Genomic DNA, 21,665 nt, shown 5'->3' with positions numbered 1-21,665 from the left:
TTCGCAAACATTTTGAGAATAGGCTTTTAAACTCTATATTCTCAATGAGTATCATTGGTTAATTCTCATTTAACAAACAATGGGAACTAGCTAATAATTTAACGAAAAATGCTTGAACTTTGAAATCCATTAAAAGTTATAACTGCCTATCAATGGAAACCAAGCAAACGACCGCCATTATAGATAATAAAAGCTGCTAACCAAGCGAGACCAGTGGAATAAACCATAAAGAAACCTAACCAGCCCCAACCACCAGCTTCACGTTTAAATACAGCCATAGCTGCAAAACATGGCGGATAAATAAGAACAAACATCATTAAACCAACTGCTACCAGTGGTGTAAAGGAAGGATCTGTACGTAAGTATTCTTGCAATGGTTTTTCATTTTCTTCATCAGCCCCTACTGCATAAATAGTACCTAACGTACTTACCATAACCTCTTTAGCTGCTAAGGCAGTTACTAAGGATACACTCATCTTCCAATCAAAGCCTAATGGACGCATAATTGGTTCAATTGTTTTACCAATCATAGCTACATAAGAACCTTCTAATTTTTCAGAGGCTTCTTGCTGATCAAGTTCACCAAGTGCCTCTTCTTTATCTTGATTGTTCAAGTAAATCGCCCAAGCCACTGGGAATTCAGTTGAATTAGCAACTTGAAGATCATTGAAATAGTCTGGTACTTCTGGTGCTGCTTCTTCAGTCTCAGCTGTTGCAATAACTTCACCATTTAAACCTTCATCACCAATTTCTTCTTCTTCAACCCCTGCTTCTTCAGCAGCAGCATCTTGTTCTTCCTGAATAGCTGTCATTTTATCAACTAAAGCCATAACAGATTCTTTTTGACTTTCCGTAGCTAAACCAAATTGCAAGAAAGTCGCTTCATCTTTAGCCTCATAATCTTGAGTTACTTGTGCTCGAGCCGCATCAAAATCTTGAGAGTATGGTACCTCTTGTGGATAGGAAGCTAAGAACCAAATCAATACGGATGCCGCTAAAATAAAGGTACCCGCTTTTTTCACATATAACCAAGCACGTTCCCACATGTGCATTAACACACTTTTAACAGTTGGCATATGATATGGCGGAAGTTCCATTACAAATGGTTCAGACTCACCAGGGAATAAGAATTTGCGGAATATTTTAGCCATTACAACAGCTAAAATAATCCCTGCAAAATAAATAGCAAATAAGGCTGTACCCCGTTGAGCTACTGGGAAGAACGCCCCAATAAACAAGGTATATACTGGTAAACGGGCACTACAAGTCATAAATTGAGATACTAAAATCGTAATCATGCGGTCACGATTATTATCTAAGATACGAGCCCCCATAATAGCTGGAATACTACAACCATAACCAATTAAAAGAGGAATAAAGGATTTACCATGCAAACCACAAGCACGCATGATACGGTCCATTACAAAAGCTGCACGCGCCATATAACCGATATCTTCTAAGAACGCAATACCTAAAAATAGCAATACAATCAATGGTACAAAGCTTAACACAGCCCCTACCCCAGCAATAATCCCATCAACAACTAAGGATTGTAAAAGTCCTTCTGGAATAACTGTCGTAGCCCAAGTACCTAAGGCAGCAAACGCATCTTCAATCCAACCTTGTGGATAAGCCCCTACTTCGTTTACGAAGTTAAACAATAACCACATAATAATCATAAAGATTGGTAAGCCTAAAACACGATGAGTCAACACCTTATCTAAACGATCAGATTTTGTTTCAATTTCTTTAGGCGTACCTTGTAAACAATTATTATAAGTTGCTACAGCAAAACTATGACGGAATTCTTGGAATATAATTTCTAAATCTACTTTATCTTTTAATGTTTCACGCCACTGTTCTGCTTTTGCCAAAGCCGCTTCAGTATGTTCAAAAGCCTTAACTTTTTTTACTACATCAGTATCTGCTTCTAATAGCTTAATAGCTACCCAACGCAATGGGTATGAAATAGTGCCTGCTTTTTCTAATTCAGCCGTTACTTCATCAATCGCCGGTTCTAACGTAGGGCCATAATCAATAGTAGCACTTGGCTTTTTAGCTTCTTTTGCTACATCAATAACAGCTTGTAACAATTCTTTAGTACCAACATTGTCACGACCTACTGTTTCAACAATAGTAGCCCCTGTTAACTCACTTAACTTTTTAATGTCAATATGTACACCCATATCTTTAGCCACGTCAGACATATTAAGGGCCATAACTAAAGGACGTTCAAGTTCTAAGAGCTGTGCTGCTAAATATAAATTACGTTCTAAATTAGAAGCATCAATAACATTCACTAATACATCAGGCTCATCATTGATAATTACATTACGAGCTACTAATTCATCTAAGGATCGAGCTGTTAAGCTATATGTACCTGGTAAGTCGATAAAGAGTAAATCTTTACCACTAAAGGTACATTCCCCTTCTTTCTTTTCCACGGTTACACCGGGATAATTACCTACATGCTGTTTCGCACCAGTAATATTATTAAAAATTGTTGTTTTACCACAATTCGGATTCCCCGCTAAAGCAATGCGGATGGACGTGGTATTTTGGTCACTCATCCTAGGCCTCCTGACTTACTTCAATGTCAATAGTGTCTGCTTCACTTACACGCAGAGCTAAATCAAAGTTTTTCACTTTAATTTCAACTGGGTCACCTAAAGGAGCGAATTTCATAACTCGCACAAAAGTCCCTGGTACCAATCCCATATCAACCAGACGATGTTTGATATTACCAGAGCCACGCAATTGTTTAATTACCCCAGCTTCACCTGGTTTCATCGACGCCAACGATTTGATCACAGTCCTACACCTCCTTGTGACAGAACAAAACAAGCCTATTTATAAATAAGCTTTGCTAAAAATCCGCCATTAACTGATAAAAAATTACAATTAAATTATATCACAGTAGAGGATAATTTCAATAATGAGTTGCAATATCGAATCATGTCAAAGTACATAGATTTTTTTAAATTTTCATTATCACATCAATACTCAAGACAAATATAGGAAACTATTTATATCTTTTCTTATCATTATCATTTGATATATCTTCTCTTTTACTCTAAAATATGCAAAAAATAAAACACTTATCAACCGATTATCAATTAAATAGTCATTCTCACTGAATTATTACTATATATTTTTAGCAAAAAAACTATGATTTTAAGTAAAATATATTAATTTTATACTTTTGTAGTCGATACCCCAACTATATTAAGACCAAAACTATAGCCATACTATAAGCTACGTTACTTATTATGGCCATATTACAAGCTATGTTACTTATGATATAATGAATATATAATTTCGCTAACTTAATCTTATATATGTAACATATATTAAACCACTTTAAAAGGAGTTCCTATATGAAATCATTTCAAACTTTAGGTGTAGTGCCAGAATTAATTGAAGCCTTAACCAAACAAGGCATTAAAGAGCCTACCCCTATTCAAGAACAAGCTATTCCACCAGCCTTCAAAGGTCATGATTTAATCGCTATGGCACAAACAGGCACAGGTAAAACACTGGCATTTTTACTGCCCGTACTGCAACGCATTAATATTGATGTATTTCAGGAGCAAGCACTTATCATAGCGCCTACGCGTGAACTCGTAAAACAAATCGCCGAAGAAGCCAAAAGTATTGGCGATATTCTGGGTATTGACGTGTTACCTCTTATTGGTGGCCGCACTATTGAAGGGCAATTACAACAATTAGGACGCCGTCCTCACGTAATCATCGGTACGCCAGGCCGTTTACTAGACCATGCTACCCGAGGCTCACTAATACTTGATACAGTCCGTCGTATCGTATTGGATGAAGCGGATCAAATGCTGCATATGGGCTTTTTACCTGATGTAGAATCCCTCATTGAACGAACCAATGCAAATCGTCAACTCCTGCTTTTCTCAGCCACTGTACCAGATAGAATTCGCAGTCTCGCCAAAGCATATATGAAAAAGCCTATGTCGGTAACAGTCAAAGGTAATAATGTCACCTTAGATACCATTGAGCAACGAGTTATTATGGTGAAACCAGAAGAAAAGCTTGAGCGTTTAATGGCACAAATTAGAGAAGATAATCCTTATTTGGCCATTGTATTCTGTAATAAAAAAGAAGGTGCCATTCACCTTTCTTATGAATTAACAGCTGCCGGCTTTAACATTGGCGAACTGCATGGGGATTTGACGCAAGGACGCCGTACTCAAATCTTACGTGATTTCGCCCGTGCTCGCACACAAATCTTAGTTGCTACCGATATTGCAGCTCGCGGTATTGATATTGAAGGTATCAGTCATGTATATAACTTTGACGTACCTCATGATGTTGATTACTACATTCATCGAATTGGTCGTACCGGTCGCGCTGGCACTAGCGGCATTGCCATTACTTATGCAACCCAAGCAGATGAACCTTGGCTACGTCGCATCGAACGCGCTATTGAAGCAACCTTAACTAAATACACTACCGATGGACAAGTTAAAACTAAAGGACGTGCCCAAGCACCTAAAAAAGCCGTAGCTAGTAAAAAGCCTGCTATCAAGTCTAATTATCAGGCCACTAAAGCTAAACGACATAAAGCAACCGGACATAAAGGAGCGAATACAAGACGTCGCCGCTCTCGCTAAATGGCGATTTAACTAATGTAAAAAAGACCGATTTTAATTAAAACTTTCTATTAATTAAAAGGGCTCTTAGCTGTAAACTTATGACAGCTAAGAGCCCTTTTATAAATAAAAACCTTCAAGATATAAGTCTACATTTACTTAAAAATAGTCTTTTTGTCATTTAACTAGTGAACGGGCGACGCCTTTTATACAATAGGGAAAAAGCCAATTATAGCTACAAGAAAATCATTGTTCGTAAGAACGTCAGTTTTCGGTAGATATAATTGGCTTTTTAATAATCAGGTAGAAAATTTAATAGGTTTTCCCTCCACATCCGCCACAATTGTTCTACACTGTGGTTGATTAGAGCAAGTCCAATTCACACGACCATTTCGTGTAATAGGCACTAAATACCCTTCATTACACCGAGGGCATTTATATGTCAAAGTTCCCTTGGCTTCTCCTTCTTTTAATGCATTAACTACTTGTAAATCAACTTGATCTTGTGCCCCATAAGGTACTCCGCCATCACCATTAAAAGAACTGCGATTAACACCACCTACAGGCTGTGTATGACGGCACTTAGGAAATTCTGTACAGCCATAAAACTCACCAAATTTACCTTTGCGTAGCTGTAACTTTCCCTGCCCACAAGCAGGACAATCGGCTAACTTACTTAATTCTTCTTCACTTAAACCCTGCCGCCCAGCTACACTATGACTGCCTTCGCCCCCTCCTAGCGAACTATCGCCAGTTAATGGAGCCTGTCGTTTCACCGTTCGTACGGTACTAGCAATATTAAACCCATCTGTATCTAAACCATCCATAGTAAGCCCATTGTTAGTTTTTTCAATCAGGCGTTTCAAAAATGCAACCTGATCCGTCAAAAATGAATCTAACGTATCAGCCCCTTCACTCATAGCCGCCAATCGCTCTTCCCACAAAGCGGTCTCATCAGGATATAACATTTCTTCTGGCAAGGCATCCACTAATAAATATCCTAACTCTGTAGGTTGAATGACTTTTTTCTTTCCTTTTACGGACATAAATTTACGATTGATTAACTCATCAATAATGGTAGCTCGAGTTGCTTCTGTCCCAATGCCAGATACAGCTTTTAATTGCTTTTTCAAGTCTTCATTTTTTACATACTTGTGAATTTCCTTCATAGCTTGTAATAATGTAGCTGCCGTAAAACGACTTGGTGGCTTTGTCTGCTTAGGATCAATCGCATAGTTATCCATAACTACGGTATCACCCTTTTTTACATTTGGTAATTCACCACTGTCCTCAATAACCGGTCCTTTTTTGCCTGTACTAGAGGAATCTTCATTTTCTTCGTTAGTATCCCCATCACTGGAATCAGAATCTGTGGTATCACCATTTTGTTCTGTCTTCTTAGGCTTTTGAAATAATGCTTTCCAGCCTAGCACAGTAATAACACGACCATGAGCAACAAACTGCTCTCCCTCTTGCCCTACGGTCAAGCGCGTTTGCTCATATTCATGTTCTGGATAAAATTGCCCAATATATGACTGCGCAATTAAGAAATAAATATTCCGTTCCATTTCTGGTAGCGTTGCCATATTACAAGCCACTGTAGTCGGTATAATGGCATGATGGGCGGTAATCTTCTTATCATTCCAAGCACGAGATTTAATAGTTTGGTCAGCGTTCTTAGCCCATTCACCAATAACCCCACTATTTTTGCTTAAATTTGCTAAAATACTCTGACGATCTGCATATTGGTTATTCGGCAAATAGTCACAATCTGAACGAGGATAGGTCGTTAATTTTTTCTCATATAATTTCTGTGCTGTATCTAATACTTGTTGTGGATCATAGCCATAAGCTTTACCAGCTGCTACTTGCAACGCCGATAATGATAAAGGTAGTTTTTGAGGCTCCTTTTTCTTAGTTTTTTCACGCTTTTCAATAATGCCTGTCTTACTATCTACTAACCGTTTAGCCAATTCTTCAACAATGGCTTTATTCAGCAAACGACCTTCTGGATCTAAACCAATTTGTTCATCTTTTGGCTGCCAGGTTGTCCAGAAACTACCATTAGCATGTTCATATAATACTTTTAAAGTAAAATAATCCACAGGTACAAAGTTGTCTAATTCTCGTTCCCGTCGCACTACAAGCGCCAAAGTTGGCGTTTTAACACGGCCAATAGGAAATGTGACTTTATTACCTTGACGACGCTGTTGCAATGTATAAGCACGGGATAAATTCATGCCAATTAACCAATCCGCCCGTGCTCTTGCTAAGGCAGATTGTTGCAAATTATAAAAATCTTTATTATCACGTAAGTCAGCTAAAGCTGAACGAATTGATTTCTCATCTAATGCGTTCAACAAAATACGTTTTACTGGCTTTGTATTATTGACAAACAATAAAATTTCATCAATTAGCAATTGCCCTTCTCTATCCGGGTCACCAGCATTAACTATTTCATCGGCTTCCTCAATGAGCTTTTTAATTGTATAAAACTGCTTTTCACTACTTTTAGTAATTAATAAGCGCCACTCATCAGGCACAATTGGCAAATCCGCTGCATTCCATCGCTTATAACGCTCATTATAGTCGCCAGGCTCAGCCTGTTCTAATACATGGCCGAAGGCCCATGTCACCACATCATCACCTTGTACAATAAAACCATCGCGTTTTTGTACACGGCTCTGTTCTGGCAAATATTTACTTATTTCTCGCCCCATACTTGGCTTTTCGGCAATAAATAATCTCATAGGCCCTCCTTTATCTGTTCTATTATACACTATCTTTGCGTTTCATAAAAGAAATCTACTTCCTTAATGACAACCAAGCATATTGTAGTATATAATTTTAAGGATAGATAATTTGTATGAGGTGACAACATGACATTCTTAGAAGAAGTAAAACGTCGGCGCACCTTCGCGATCATCTCGCATCCTGACGCCGGTAAAACTACATTAACGGAAAAACTACTCCTTTACGGTGGTGCTATTCACTTAGCAGGTTCCGTAAAGTCTCGTAAAACACAAAAATATGCTGTATCTGACTGGATGGAAATTGAAAAACAACGTGGTATTTCAGTTACAAGTTCAGTACTTCAATTCGACTATGATGGTTGCCGAGTTAATATTTTGGACACCCCTGGTCACCAGGATTTCTCAGAAGATACATACCGTACTCTTATGGCTGCCGACAGTGCTGTCATGCTTATCGACGTCGCCAAAGGTGTGGAAGCACAGACAAAAAAACTCTTTGCGGTTTGTAAAGAACGTGGTATCCCTATTTTTACCTTTGTTAACAAAATTGACCACTTTGGCCGTAATCCATTTGATTTAATGGAAGAAATTGAAAACTCCTTAGGCATTCGTGCAGTGCCAATGAATTGGCCTGTAGGGATTAATGGTGAATACCAAGGCATTTATGATCGTGAAACGCACACTGTTGATTTATTTGCCAAAGATGAAACCCACGGTCAGCAAAAATTAGCGTCCACTAAAGAATCTGTTGATGACCCAGCCTTCCGTGAACTCCTAGGTGACGAAGTCCATCAATCTCTTATTGATGATATTGAACTCCTAGATGTTGCTGGTGATGAATTCGATTTTGATCGCGTCCGCGCTGGTGAATTAACGCCTATGTTCTTTGGTTCTGCTATGACTAACTTCGGTGTAAAACCGTTCTTAGAAAAATTCCTTGATTTAGCACCGTCTCCAGCACCACGCCAAGCGTTAGAAGAAACTGTAGAAGCTTCTTCAGAAGATTTTTCGGCTTTTGTTTTTAAAATCCAAGCTAACATGAATCCAAACCATCATGACCGTATTGTATTCATGCGTATCTGCTCTGGCAAATTTGAAAAAGGCATGTCTGTTCTTCACCGCCAATCCGGTAAAACAATTCGCCTAGCACAGCCACAACAATTTTTAGCTACTGAGCGTACTATTATTGACGAAGCCTATCCAGGCGATATTATTGGTGTCTTTGATGCAGGCACTATGGGTGTAGGTGATACGCTCTGTGCAGCGAACCATAAAGTAACCTTTGGTGACTTCCCTGTCTTCCCGCCAGAGTTCTTTGCTCGCGTAAGTCCAAAAGACACTATGAAACGGAAACAATTCCAAAAAGGTATGACGCAACTAGCACAAGAAGGGGCCGTCCAAATTTTTGAACAGCCTCATTCCCTTGATTCCTTCATCGTTGGTGCTGTTGGTATGCTTCAATTTGAAGTATTACAATATCGTCTACGAAATGAATATGGCGTAGAACCTATTACCGATTCCCTACCATATAGCGTAGCACGCTGGGTAAAAGGCAATGTAGATATTAAACAACTAAAAGGGCTCGATAATGCTATGGCTGTAAAAGATAATCGTGGCCGTACGGTTATCTTGATCAGCAATGAATGGCAAATGGGTTGGGTGGTAGAGCGCAATCCTGACGTAACATTCCTTGAAACGCCACCGCTCAATGAGCACTTAAATGAATAATTACTTATAAAAGTTGTGTAATAAAGTATTTACACCACAACAAAACACTAAAAAACCTATCCGATTCGCAAACCTGCTACATGTAGCCAAAGGTATTGCTCTATGGGATAGGTTCTTTTATTATAATGAAAATTTAATACAAAATTTAAAATCAAAATATCTATTTCAAAAAACTCCTAATCGACAACAATACGAATTCTAGCTAATCCTTTGGCCCTTTGCAACCAAGGAGCGTTGTATCAAGATTGCGTAATGTTGTGGCGTATAAAGGCAAAGAAACCCCGACCATGAACGAGGTAATATGCATAGCACTTATTTTCAGACATAGTCAGGGTTTCTTTATATATATTTTAATTACTTTTTAAAATAACGGAACTAATGCCGCCAAAGTTGGTTGATTATGAGCACGTAAAAAATCGCGTAATGACCAAAGGCCACCTACTATTTCTACATAATGCAAACGCAATTTCATACTCAATAGCGGATTGTCCCCTTCAAATATAGGCACACGATTCAAATTAAAATTATTCGCCCCTTGATTGACATTACCTGTATCTACAGTGAAAGCTAAACGATAGCCCGCTTGTTTAGTTAAATTATCTATGTCAGCCGTAGTAAAACCACAAGGATACGCAATATATTCCACAGAATGGCCTAGTACACCTTCTAGCAGCTGTTTAGACTTTATAAGCTCTGTCGTCACTGCACTTAATGCTAAAGAACGCAAATCTTTATGACTATACGTGTGAGACTCTATATCAAAAGTCTGACTCGCCTCCATCGCTCGCAATTGCTCTGCATTTAAAAAACCGGGAGTACCAATAGAATCGCCAATCATAAATAGGGTTGCCTTCATGCCATATTTTTGCAAAATTGGCATTGCCTTTTCATAGTTATCTACATAACCATCATCAAAGGTAATGACCACTGGTTTTTCAGGCAAGGAAACATTATTTTGTAAATAATTATAAAGTTGATTTAGCGTAATAGCATGAAAGCCTTCCTCATGCAAATATGCCATCTGTGCTTCAAAGTCGCTGGTTTTCATTGTTAGTGGTGAAAACTTCTCATCATTCACTTGATGATAATTTAAGACGGGAATACCACGCCATGAATATATAGGTGCTGTTGCATAAAAACCAACCATAATAATTGTTAGTATAAGCGCCAATAAACCGATTCCCTTAAAAACTTTTTGTAACATGTTATGCGTCCTTATGCACCATATAGTGAATGCCAAGCATTAGCTAAGCGAGCAAATTCATCTAAAGTAAAAGTTTCGCCTCGCAAACTACCATCAATCTGAGCCTCGCTTAAAATAGCTTCAATCTGTTCTTTACTAAGCCCTGTCGTTTTCATAGTATTGCTAAAAGTCTTACGCCGTTGTGCAAAAGCAGCTTTAATAACGCGGAATAATAAACGTTCATCCCCTACTTGCACTGGTGGTTCTTTACGCAAACGACAACGAATAACAGCACTGGTTACTTCTGGTGGTGGTAAAAATGATTTTGGTGATACTTCAAACACAATATCTGGCTCAGTATAATACTGCACCGCCACCGATAAAGCACCATACGCCTTAGAACCTGGCGTTGCTACCATTCGCTCAGCTACTTCTTTTTGTACCATCACAACAAGACGCTCAATCGGCAATTTCATCTCTAGTAAAGACATGATAATCGGCGTTGTAATATAATAAGGCAAATTAGCTACTACTTTAAACGGCTTGTCATTCATTAATTCAGGAATATTTACCTTTAAAATATCACCATGAATAATGCGCACATTATCATAGCCCGCTAAGGTCGTATCTAATACTTCTAAAAGACGTCGATCTAATTCTACAGCTGTAACATCAGCTTTGCTCTGAGCTAGTCCTTGTGTCAACGTACCAATACCCGGTCCAATTTCTAGGACTGGCTCCCCTGGTATAAGTTGAGCGGCCTTTACAATATCATCAACTACATGGCGAGAAATCAAAAAGTTTTGCCCCAACTTTTTGCTCATGTGTATGCCAAAACGTTTACATATATAATGTACTACTTCTGGACTTGCAATAACTGATTCTAACATATAGTTCCTTTCAAAATATAAGTAAACGTTTACCCAATCATAATGTCACGCATCGCTTCATTAAACTCTTCGCGAGTAACGCCATAATGATTAAGGCGGTATAAAAATTGCTTACTATTGCCATAGCCAATCCCTAATTTTGCCCCTGCAATAGCTCTATTATCGGCACTCCGTGGAAAACCAGTTAAACTATGTGCCACCATATCTTGCATCGTAAATTCTTCAGAAGATTCTAACGAATGCGTATGTAAATTGCTTAATGCTTCCCGAATAGCTTCTGGCGATGCTTGTTCAATACCAATATCATCATTGGCCGTTGCTAAATCACGTGACACAAATGCATGTTGTGCATTAGGAAATTTTTTAGCTAAAAAACGACGAATCCGTTCTCCAGCCGTATCAGGATCTGTAAAAATAATAATACCTCGTTTGTCATAGGCTACTTGAATCTGCTCTAATACGCCTTTACGCAATGTAAAACCTTCCGTGGCAATACAATCAGCTTCTATAGCTTTGGCAATTTGTTGAATGTCTGACTTACCTTCTACTACAATGACTTCTTTTAACATAAGTATGTCCTTTCCACAATAGCCTAATACTACGTTCTGTTAAATTTTTAATAGAGTTTCCTACGAGAGAAACTGACTATTTTTGCTATTTAATTTTACCAAATTCTGAGTAAATAATAAAGAAGCGGCCACAAAACTGTGAACCGCTTCTTACGCTGCGTTTTCCATATACATTTCTTTATAGAATTACTTATTGTAACACATAAACTTCAATAGATTGACGGCCAAATTCCATAGCCTCACCATACGAGTCCATCAATAAATCAATCCGATGACCTCGAATAGCCCCACCTGTATCCGCAGCTATGGCCATGCCATAACCAGGAATGTATAACCGTGTCCCCAATGGAATTACATTAGGGTCAACTGCTACTACGCCTCGTCTAGCCACCATACCGGTAGCTGTGATGCCTCGACCATCACCATCGCCTGGTAAATACGCGCTCGCTTCCATTGTAAGCACCTCGCGATAACGTACTACCCCACGTGATGTTTCAACTACATCACGGGAACCTTCTTTGATGATTGTCGGTACCATCTGTTTAATATCATTCTGACTAATAATTTGCTTTTTAATCTCTTTACCATCCTGGTACAAGATTTCTTCTTGAACGGAAACTAAGCCAGCAGTTCCTTCTTGAACTACTTCTTGCTCACCTACGTGCATAGAATCATCTCGTTGACGAATGACCTGTACTTCTACAGGTTTTTCATACGTTTTAACAGAACGACTGGTTACTCGGGCTATTGCTACCTCACTACCTGCTTGCAAGTGTGTGTCACTATCGCCCAATGGTACGTAATTAGGTGCCTTATATCCCAACTCATCAGCTAAGCCTTGGGCTGTTGTTTGCACAGTCATCACTTCTGAAGCTACGCCATCAACAGTTACTTTTACAGGAAACGCTCTTACTACAGTAAGTTCTGTGCCATTTTGTACAGTAGCTGTACTCAATAAAATAGCATCTTTACTACCAAGCGCAATCCCGGCATCATGTAAAATCCCATCCGCTGAGTTGAGGTGTGTCTTAACAACGCGTGTCTCTCCATCGGCAATAATTGTGACAGATTTTTCATTCCAAGCAAAGCCTGAAATAGTAATAAACACCATTGCTAAGAGTAACAGAACAAGCCCTGTATGACGCTTCACAAGACTCGTCATATGCTTCTTCTGCATTACTAGATATTTTGTCATCTAATCCCTCCTGCTCGCCTATTCTACCACAAAGAGATATTCACCGTCAATCATTTTGAGCAATACGAAAAAGAATGGCTATTTCATAAGGTTCTCAGGTTTTATCAAATGTGCGGTTATTTTATATTGAGTCCATACACAGTGTACACTAAAGAGTTATCACCACATATATTTATTTTTTTACTAAATCTTTCGTTCATTTTTTATTCAGTTTAGTAATAATAAACCCTTCACCACTGATAGCATACGCTTGAAAAGCCTATCCCATAAGGAGTGAAGGGTTATATTATGTTTCCGAATTTTAATACCAACTTTTGATATATTCAAATCTTTATCAAAAAAGAGTATCTTTTCGATTCAGAAAATTTATTTGTTTTTACTAAATTTTTGTAAAATTATAGAGAATTTTTAACCAAAGCAAATTTATATATTCCGCTCTCATTCGTTAAACGATTCGTGTAAATATTTTACCTCCATGTATAAGTAAAATTCCTATAATTATAGACTAATTTCCTATAAATTATAGGTTAAACTTCTATAAATTAATAGTTTTTACTCTTTATACATTGGTTGCATTCGTTCTACTACAGTTAGTTGTGGACGTTCACAAGCCTTTTTAGCCTCTTTCATGAGTACTTCTTGGGCCGAAACACGGTCTTCTTTACTTACCAATTTACGATAAGACCCATCAGCTCTCATTACATGAGCCTTTTGATTATCTTGTAAATATAGATCTAAAATACCACGAATACGTTCTTTATGATCTTTATCTTCAATTGGAATCATCAATTCTACCCGCTCATTTAAATTTCTTGGCATCCAATCAGCACTCGACAAGAATACACGATCACTACCACCATGGCGGAAATAGAATAAGCGATGATGTTCTAAGAAGCGCCCAATAATGGAACGAACTTGAATATTTTCACTTACATTTGGAATCCCTGGGCGCAAAGTGCAAATACCTCGAACTATTAAATCGATTTTTACCCCTTTTGATGAAGCTTCATATAATTTAGCCACTACTTCTTTATCTAACAAGGAGTTCATTTTAGCAATCATATACGCTTCTTCCCCTTGTTCAGCATATTTGATTTCTTCATCAATTTGCTCCATAATCTTCTCCCGCAAATTGAGTGGTGCCACTATGAATTTATTCCAAATAGGTGGATCTGAATATCCTGAAATTAAATTAAAGAATGCTGATGCATCTTCGCTGTATTCATCATTGCAAGTAAAAATACCACAGTCCGTATATAAACGAGCTGTTTTACCATTATAGTTCCCTGTAGCCAAATGAACATAGCGACGAATAGCATCATCTTCACGGCGTACAACCATGGTAATTTTAGAATGAGTTTTCAAACCTTTTAATCCATAAATAACATGGCAACCTGATTTTTCAAGGCGACGAGCCATCAAGATATTATTTGCTTCATCAAAACGAGCTTTTACTTCCATAAGCACAGTTACCTGCTTACCATTATCAGCTGCTTTAATTAAGGAAGAAATAATTGGCGAATTGCTACTTACACGGTATAAGGTTTGCTTAATAGCTAATACATTAGCATCATTGGCCGCTTGTGCTACAAAGTCCTCTACTGTTTGGAAGGTTTCAAAAGGATGATGTACAAAAATATCATGACGCTTAATAAGATCAAAGATATTTTCTTCTTCATGACCTACCAAATCAGCTGGTTCACAAGGCTCAAATGGCACATATCGTAAATGCTCATAGCCAGGCAAATCACAGAAACTAAAATACATACATAAATCTAATGGACCATGAACCATAAACGCATCTTTAGGCTTTAACTGTAAACTGGATAAAATAAAATGCAACAACTCATCATCAGGCTCTCCCGCCACTTCTAAGCGTACAGTTGCACCACGGCGACGACGGCGTAAGGATTCCTCCATTTCAAGGAGCAAATCCTGTGCTTCTTCTTCATCAATCTCTAAGTCCGCATCACGGGTAACGCGGAATGTCATAGTTTTTAAAATATCATACCCTACAAAGAAAGTATGCGCATAATAGGTAATAATATCTTCTAAATAAATAAAGTAACGTTGCCCTTCATGACTAGGTACTTCTACGATACGATCCAATACGGATGGGATTGGCAAAATAGCAATTTTTGCTTCTACATCTTCTTCAGTTTCTACGATAGAACGCTTAATCTGAACTACTGTATTAATAGTTTTATTCGCTAAAAAAGGAAATGGATGGCCAGAGTCTACAGCCAGCGGCGTAACAACAGGATATACCACTCGCTCAAAGTGCATCCGCAACCACTCTAATTGTTCACTATTTAAATCTTCCGGCCTAACAAAATGTAAACCTTCTTTACCTAGCATTTCCATAACATGATTCAAATACGTATATTGCACGCGCACTAAACGCTTTGCCGACTCATCAATAGCCTTTAATTGAGCCTTCGCATCCATATGTGCCGCATCATATTTTACAATCCCATTTTCTTCTTGGTGCCTTAAACCAGCTACACGAATCATAAAAAATTCGTCTAAATTAGAACTGGTAATAGCAATAAAACGCAATTTTTCCATTAAAGGATTAGAGTTGTCAATGGCCTCTTGCAACACTCGTTGGTTAAACTTTAGCCAAGATAATTCACGATTAAAGTAATATTTATAATTATTAAACATACCTTATTTGCCTCCTATACGTAAGACCATTTCCAAACCAAATACTTCGCTAAAATATTCAGCTTCTCTCTCAAAGGTCCACTTCTCTAATGATATATCTTGGTCTGTATGCACTTTGACAATCATTTTTTTATCATCACGTTTCACAGCAATTTTTGAAATCTTACGTTTATGACTTACATCTAAGGCCCGCATACAACGCAATATGGCGACAAACTTCATGACCCATACTTTTTGCGATTCTTTTAAATAACGGAAGTTTTCATCATCATCATCTGGTTTACCCTTGTAATGATAGTACACTACATTAGCAACAACTTCCTTTTCACTATCCGATAGGCCAAATAAGTCTGTGCCCATAATAATATGATAAGCGTGTTCACTATGATTGCGTAAACTAACAAATTTGCCAACTTCAGCCAAAATAGCCGCCAATTGAAGGACAAAAATCATACGATCTGTAATGCCATATTCAAGTAGCCCACGACATAACTGGAGGGAAAAACGTTCTACTTCACGAGCATGCTTCGTATCCACCTGATAACTCTCTGCAATGGCTCTAGCTAACTGTAAATTTTGCTCGCGCATCATATATAAAAACTTATTATTTTCAATTTCAGCCCCATAGTATAAGACTACCCCATCCACAAACCCATAGGAACTAATCAATAAACTTTGCGGATGAACCATTTTAAGTAGTTCAGAATACAAAACAATGGTAGGCATTAAAATATTAGCCCGATATTCTGGTAATTGATAACGGTTGACTAACTTAGTCGCCGTTACCCCATGGAAAGACTCAACGAACTCTTCAAATTGCTTAGGCAATAAAGCCATAGTCTCTTTACCATGAGTTTCAAACCCCATCAAATTAGCAATTTCACGAGCCTCGTCCCCTGATAAAACAAAATATTTAACATTAAAACGACGTACTTCCTCTTCCACTGGTTTTAGCATACTATGCAAGTATTCACCTACCGCATCTGGGAAAGACAACGAGGACCGCTGATTACGATTAAAGGACTCCATTACCCGTAACGTACCAATATGGATATTTTCCTGAAATAGTAAGGCCCCGCCTTTCCAAACGGTAATACCTACACCACCAGATGTAATATCAAGGAACAATGCAGCATCATCTGTATTGGTTAACCCTTGATGCATCATATGATAATAAAGACCAAAATATTTAAAATAAATTTCTTTAGGCATATCCACAACTTCTACTTTAAAGCCTGTTTGCATAAAGATTTGGTCCATAATACTACGACGATTTTCTGCCTCACGCACAATGGCCGTGGCATACACGGTATACTCCGTTACGCCATTTTCTTTCATCAGTCGTTTATAGCCTTTTAAGAGCCGGCAAATTTCTTCAATCGTTTGAAATGACAAGCGTTTATTATGAAACAGCTCTTCTCCGAAGGTAACATCACGAGACGCATATTCAATTATCTTTACATCATCAATCGTTGTATATTCTACGATTGTCATACTCATGCTACTAGCCCCTAAATGGATAATTCCATACAAGAGCGGCTTTTCTAAGGCCATAATACCTCCTTACAAGGCTTCACGCCATTCTACAAGTAGATTCTTTTTAAAATCTTTCTTACATTGTTTGATTAATTTATTAATCACCACCTCAGCCATCGATGTATTGCCCCCTGGCTTTTTCCAAACTGTTACAGTAATATCTTTATCTGTAAAATCAGAATTAACTAAGACAGCCGATTGCTCATGACTTTCATCAATAGCCTCAGCCAACGCTAATATGAGGGATACTTGAGCTATCATAGTCTTATCGTCAGTGCTTAATAAATGCCCATAAGGCGAACTCTTAATAAACTTATTATTGGCTCCATGTGAATTAGCTGCTACAAAGGCACAAATAGCCTGCTCACGATGGGATAAGCCATATAAATTACTATTTACAATTAAGTACGCACTATGTCGCGCATGACCATAATAGTTAATGCTTTTTCCCAAATCATGAAGTAACGCAGCTACTTGTATTAATTCTCGTGCTCGTTCGCCCCACTGATATACTAAATTCCATTGATCAAATAACATGGTGGCTAAATTCGTAATATATTTTGCATGGATTAAATCACATTGAACCATACCAAGCAATACATTTTGAGTGGAGTGCATCAAAATATTATCAATAATACCATCTGGATTTAAATAATGTTCGCCATAATACCGATAGAACATGCCATCGCGAAGGCCACAACCACTAACACGAATTGTATTCGCATCAACAAATTGCATAAGTTCTCTAATTAAAGCTGTGCCAGCAATAATAATATCAGCACGTTCTACAGAAAGACCTGCTATTTTACGACGCTGCTCTAAGGATTTATTGCAAACCATATCATAAATTTCATCTAAACGTTCATACGTGAGTTCATAATTATGTAATTTTGCAATGGGATAGTTATGAGCTCGCTGATCAATTTTAGCTAAATTACGTACGGTGCCACCAATCCCAACTAAAGGTAATTGCTTATTTTTTAACCACTTTTCTTTGCTAAGCATGTCTTGAATGTATGAGATAAGACTTTTACGTTCCTTCTCACTCATTTCATCGCCTTTTTGAAACTCCCCTGTCAAAGTGAGTGCGCCCATAGGCAAACTTACACTCTGTTTTATCTTGCGACTCTTAACTAAGGTAATCTCAATACTAGCGCCACCTAAATCGAATAGAATAAAATCTTCTAAGCCGATAGTATTAACAACCCCTAAGAACCCTAAAAAGGCTTCTTCTGAACCATCAATACACTCTAGATTAATGCCGGTTCGTTCCTTCACAATTCGAATGAAATCATCACCATTTTTAGCTAAGCGAACTGCCGCTGTAGCGACCGCGTAAATCTCTTCACTTTCCATAGCCTTGGCCATATGAGCAAAACCCTTTAAAGTCAAAATAGCACGGTCAATCGCTTCATCGGTGAGACGATTCTTCTCCCACATATTTTCACTTAAACGAATGCTTTCCTTTTGTTGATATATAAGCTGATAACTTCCATTTTTATTAATTTCAATAATTACAAAACGAACGGAGTTAGATCCTAAATCAATAAATGAAACACGCTTCATATTTTTACCTCTCACTCTAAAACAATATGTTACCTTAATCTTACCGAAACTGAAAGGGTATTTCAAGAATATTACATAATCTTTACGTGTTTTATACAAAATTTCTAGTAATTTCCAAAGGGTTACTTATAATTTACGGATAAAACAAAAGAAAGGCTCCCTTCACCAAACTAGCAAAAGGAGCCTTTCTTTTTATGTTTACTTTTCTATTTTATATTAAATATACGTTTCCCATTTTCAAGGGCAATAGCTGCTAATTCATCAGGATCCATGCCACGAAGGCTAGCAATTTCTTGCGCCACAAATTGTGTTTTACTAGGGTCATTACGACGTCCTCTAAATGGTGGTGGCGTTAAATAAGGCGAATCTGTTTCAATCAACAAACGATCTAATGGCACCTCTTTAGCTACTTCTTTTAATTTAGTAGATTTTGGAAATACCACAGGGCCTGCAAAAGAAATATAATAACCCATTTTAATACATTCTTTTGCCATTTCCCAACTTCCAGAATAGCAGTGGAAAATACCATAGTTACCTTTACCATAAGTACGCAGCGTGTCCATAATATCACCATGAGCATCACGATCATGGATAATAATAGGCAAATCTACTTCACGAGCTAAGTCTAGTTGACGTTTAAATTCGCGCATCTGAGTATCTCTATCAGAAAAGTCATAATAATAATCTAAGCCAATTTCACCAATGGCCTTTACTTTATCATTATGCAACGCTTGTTCTTTAAAGTATTCGTAATCAGCTTCGGTTACATCTTTTGATTCGTGAGGATGTACACCCACTGACGCATATACAAAGTCATACTTAGCTGCTAGAGCAATAGCCGATTCAGCAGTTTCACGATCCACCGCCGGACACATAATAAATTCTACGCCTTGAGCTAAACAATCTTCAAGCATAGCCTCTCTATCGTTATCAAAGCGATTATCGTTAATATGCGCATGAGTATCAAATAAACGCATCTTACTTCACCAAACTTCCTGGGATTAAGGATTCAATATTAGTTACTTCTAAATGATCAGCAAAATCGGAGGCAGATAAAATCATACCGCTAGATTCAATGCCCATTAATTTTTTAGGGGCTAAATTAGCTAAGTAGATTACTTTTTTACCAATCATGCTCTCTGGTTCATAATATTGAGAAATACCACTCACTACAATCCGTTCTTCTACACCTACATCAAGAACAAATTTTAAAAGTTTCTTAGATTTTTTAACTTTTTCACAAGAAATAACTTGTGCTACCCGTAAATCTAATTTAGCAAAATCATCGTATTCAATATTTTCTTTAATTGGTGGAATTTCTTGTGCCGCTTCAGTTGCTTCATTCTCGTCCTGAGCTACAACAACTTCATTAGCTACAGCCGGCGTTTCAATCATTTCAGGCACTTCGAAGCGAGGGTAAATTGGATCCCCTTTTACGACTTTAGTACCTGTAGCTAAACCACCCCATTGACGAACATCATCTAAGGTAGCCCCCGCAAAGCCAGTTAAACCTAACTGGTCCCAAATTTTAGGAGCCCCTGTAGGGATTACTGGATCGACTAACACTGCAATAATACGAAGCGCTTCTGCTAAGTGATACATAACAGTCTGTAGTTTTTCTGCATCCCCTTCATTAGCGCCTTTAGCCAATACCCAAGGCATAGTTTCATCAATATATTTATTGGTACGGCTGATAAGAGCCCACACAGCTTTTAAAGCGCGATTTAAATCAAACGCTTCCATATAGGTTTCATAATCTTTTACAGTCTGCACAGCCAAAGCAGCTAGATCTTTATCATACTCACCAACCGAAGGCATAGCTGTAATAACACCACCATGATATTTTTCAATCATAGCCACAGTACGATTTAATAAGTTACCTAAATCATTAGCTAAATCGGAGTTTACTCGCTGTACAAAGTTTGGCAAAGTAAAGTTACCATCATTACCTAAATGAATTTCACTAAGCAAATAATAACGCAACGCATCAGAGCCATACATATCAATCAATGGGATTGGGTCCACTACATTGCCAAGGGATTTACTCATTTTTGTGCCATCAACTACAAGCCAGCCATGACCAAACACTTTCTTTGGAATAGGAAGTTCCAAACTCATAAGCATAATCGGCCAAATAATCGAGTGGAAACGAACAATTTCTTTCCCCACTAAATGAATATCCGCCGGCCAGAATTTTTCAAATAAGCTCTTATCCTCTTCTAATGGATTTAACGCACTAATATAGTTAACTAACGCATCAAACCATACATATACAACATGTTTAGGATCAAATGGAACTTTAATACCCCAGTCAAAGCTAGTACGCGATACGCATAAGTCTTCAAGACCCTGTTTTACGAACTGAATCATTTCATTACGACGTGCTTCTGGTTGAATAAAATCAGGATTTTCTTCAATAAATTGTAGCCACTGGTCAGCGTATTTATTCATTTTAAAGAAATAGCTTTCTTCTTCTACTTCTTCCACAGGACGACCACAATCTGGACACGTATGATTAGGTCCTAATTTTTGTTCAGTCCAGAATGTTTCATCAGGAGTACAGTACCAACCTTTATATTTAGATTTATAAATATCCCCTTTGTCATAGGCCTTTTGGAATAAATACTGTACGACTTTTTCATGACGTTTTTCTGTAGTACGAATAAAATCATCATTGGAAATGTTCAATGCTTTCCATAATTCTTGGAACCCATTTACAATCTTTGTCGTATATTCTAATGGGGTAATACCCATGGCTTCGGCAGCACGTTGTATTTTTTGACCATGTTCATCAGACCCTGTTAAAAAACGTACTTCATAACCAGCACGACGTTTGAAACGTGCCACTGTATCCGCAATCGTTGTGCAATAGGTATGGCCAATGTGTAATTTAGCACTTGGATAATAAATTGGCGTAGTAATATAAAATCGTTTATTAGTTGTATCAGACATACAATAA

At 37.8% G+C, this 21,665-nt stretch carries 14 protein-coding genes; 2 read left to right on the top strand and 12 right to left on the bottom strand.

Going from position 1 to position 21,665, the window contains the following annotated elements:
- Positions 1–149: 149 nt before the first annotated feature.
- Positions 150–2,570, bottom strand: a complete 2,421-nt coding sequence (feoB, locus tag NFR27_RS01565) for a ferrous iron transport protein B (protein ID WP_251453892.1) — start codon at positions 2,568–2,570, stop codon at positions 150–152.
- Position 2,571: 1 nt separating this feature from the next.
- Positions 2,572–2,790, bottom strand: coding sequence for a FeoA family protein (locus NFR27_RS01560; RefSeq protein WP_251440796.1), 219 nt, complete (start codon positions 2,788–2,790; stop codon positions 2,572–2,574).
- A 587-nt stretch (positions 2,791–3,377) separates the two neighbouring features.
- On the opposite strand from NFR27_RS01560, the gene NFR27_RS01555 reads away from it, so the two are divergent.
- Positions 3,378–4,640 (top strand): DEAD/DEAH box helicase, encoded by a 1,263-nt coding sequence (locus NFR27_RS01555; RefSeq protein WP_251440769.1) that lies wholly within the window; start codon positions 3,378–3,380, stop codon positions 4,638–4,640.
- Between the two features lie 278 nt (positions 4,641–4,918).
- Here NFR27_RS01555 and NFR27_RS01550 read toward each other — a convergent pair whose 3' ends face one another.
- Positions 4,919–7,369 carry a DNA topoisomerase 3 gene (locus tag NFR27_RS01550; RefSeq protein ID WP_251440771.1) on the bottom strand — a complete coding sequence of 817 codons (2,451 nt, stop codon included), beginning with the start codon at positions 7,367–7,369 and terminating at the stop codon, positions 4,919–4,921.
- A 129-nt stretch (positions 7,370–7,498) separates the two neighbouring features.
- On the opposite strand from NFR27_RS01550, the gene NFR27_RS01545 reads away from it, so the two are divergent.
- Positions 7,499–9,100: a peptide chain release factor 3 gene (locus tag NFR27_RS01545; RefSeq protein WP_251440773.1), complete on the top strand. Its 1,602-nt coding sequence runs from the start codon at positions 7,499–7,501 to the stop codon at positions 9,098–9,100.
- Positions 9,101–9,461: 361 nt separating this feature from the next.
- On the opposite strand, the gene NFR27_RS01540 is transcribed toward NFR27_RS01545, so the two are convergent.
- The 9 genes from NFR27_RS01540 to metG all read right to left on the bottom strand — a co-directional run bounded on the left by NFR27_RS01540 (position 9,462) and on the right by metG (position 21,658).
- Entirely contained in the window at positions 9,462–10,304 is an 843-nt protein-coding gene (locus NFR27_RS01540) for a polysaccharide deacetylase family protein (protein WP_251453889.1), read from the bottom strand.
- A gap of 11 nt (positions 10,305–10,315) precedes the next feature.
- Entirely contained in the window at positions 10,316–11,173 is an 858-nt protein-coding gene (gene rsmA, locus NFR27_RS01535; RefSeq protein ID WP_251444250.1) for a 16S rRNA (adenine(1518)-N(6)/adenine(1519)-N(6))-dimethyltransferase RsmA, read from the bottom strand.
- A gap of 29 nt (positions 11,174–11,202) precedes the next feature.
- Complete coding sequence (gene rnmV, locus NFR27_RS01530) at positions 11,203–11,742, bottom strand: ribonuclease M5 (RefSeq protein ID WP_251444247.1); 540 nt, start codon at positions 11,740–11,742, stop codon at positions 11,203–11,205.
- 190 nt (positions 11,743–11,932) lie between these two features.
- Entirely contained in the window at positions 11,933–12,937 is a 1,005-nt protein-coding gene (locus NFR27_RS01525; RefSeq protein WP_251444244.1) for a 3D domain-containing protein, read from the bottom strand.
- Between the two features lie 552 nt (positions 12,938–13,489).
- Positions 13,490–15,604, bottom strand: a complete 2,115-nt coding sequence (locus NFR27_RS01520; RefSeq protein ID WP_251444241.1) for an RNA degradosome polyphosphate kinase — start codon at positions 15,602–15,604, stop codon at positions 13,490–13,492.
- Positions 15,605–15,607: 3 nt separating this feature from the next.
- Positions 15,608–17,158 (bottom strand): Ppx/GppA phosphatase family protein, encoded by a 1,551-nt coding sequence (locus tag NFR27_RS01515; protein WP_251444239.1) that lies wholly within the window; start codon positions 17,156–17,158, stop codon positions 15,608–15,610.
- 9 nt (positions 17,159–17,167) lie between these two features.
- A complete protein-coding gene (gene ppx, locus NFR27_RS01510) occupies positions 17,168–18,706 on the bottom strand; it encodes an exopolyphosphatase (protein ID WP_251453886.1) in 1,539 nt (512 codons plus the stop codon).
- Positions 18,707–18,912: 206 nt separating this feature from the next.
- Positions 18,913–19,683, bottom strand: coding sequence for a TatD family hydrolase (locus tag NFR27_RS01505; protein ID WP_251453884.1), 771 nt, complete (start codon positions 19,681–19,683; stop codon positions 18,913–18,915).
- Between the two features lies 1 nt (position 19,684).
- Positions 19,685–21,658 (bottom strand): methionine--tRNA ligase, encoded by a 1,974-nt coding sequence (gene metG / locus NFR27_RS01500; protein WP_251453882.1) that lies wholly within the window; start codon positions 21,656–21,658, stop codon positions 19,685–19,687.
- Positions 21,659–21,665: the final 7 nt, after the last annotated feature.

Origin of the sequence: Veillonella intestinalis (genome assembly GCF_943192895.1) — a bacterium.
GTDB lineage: Bacteria > Bacillota > Negativicutes > Veillonellales > Veillonellaceae > Veillonella_A > Veillonella_A intestinalis.
The sequence above is the reverse complement of the archived record's forward strand: the minus strand, read 5'-3'. Positions and strand labels throughout refer to the sequence as shown.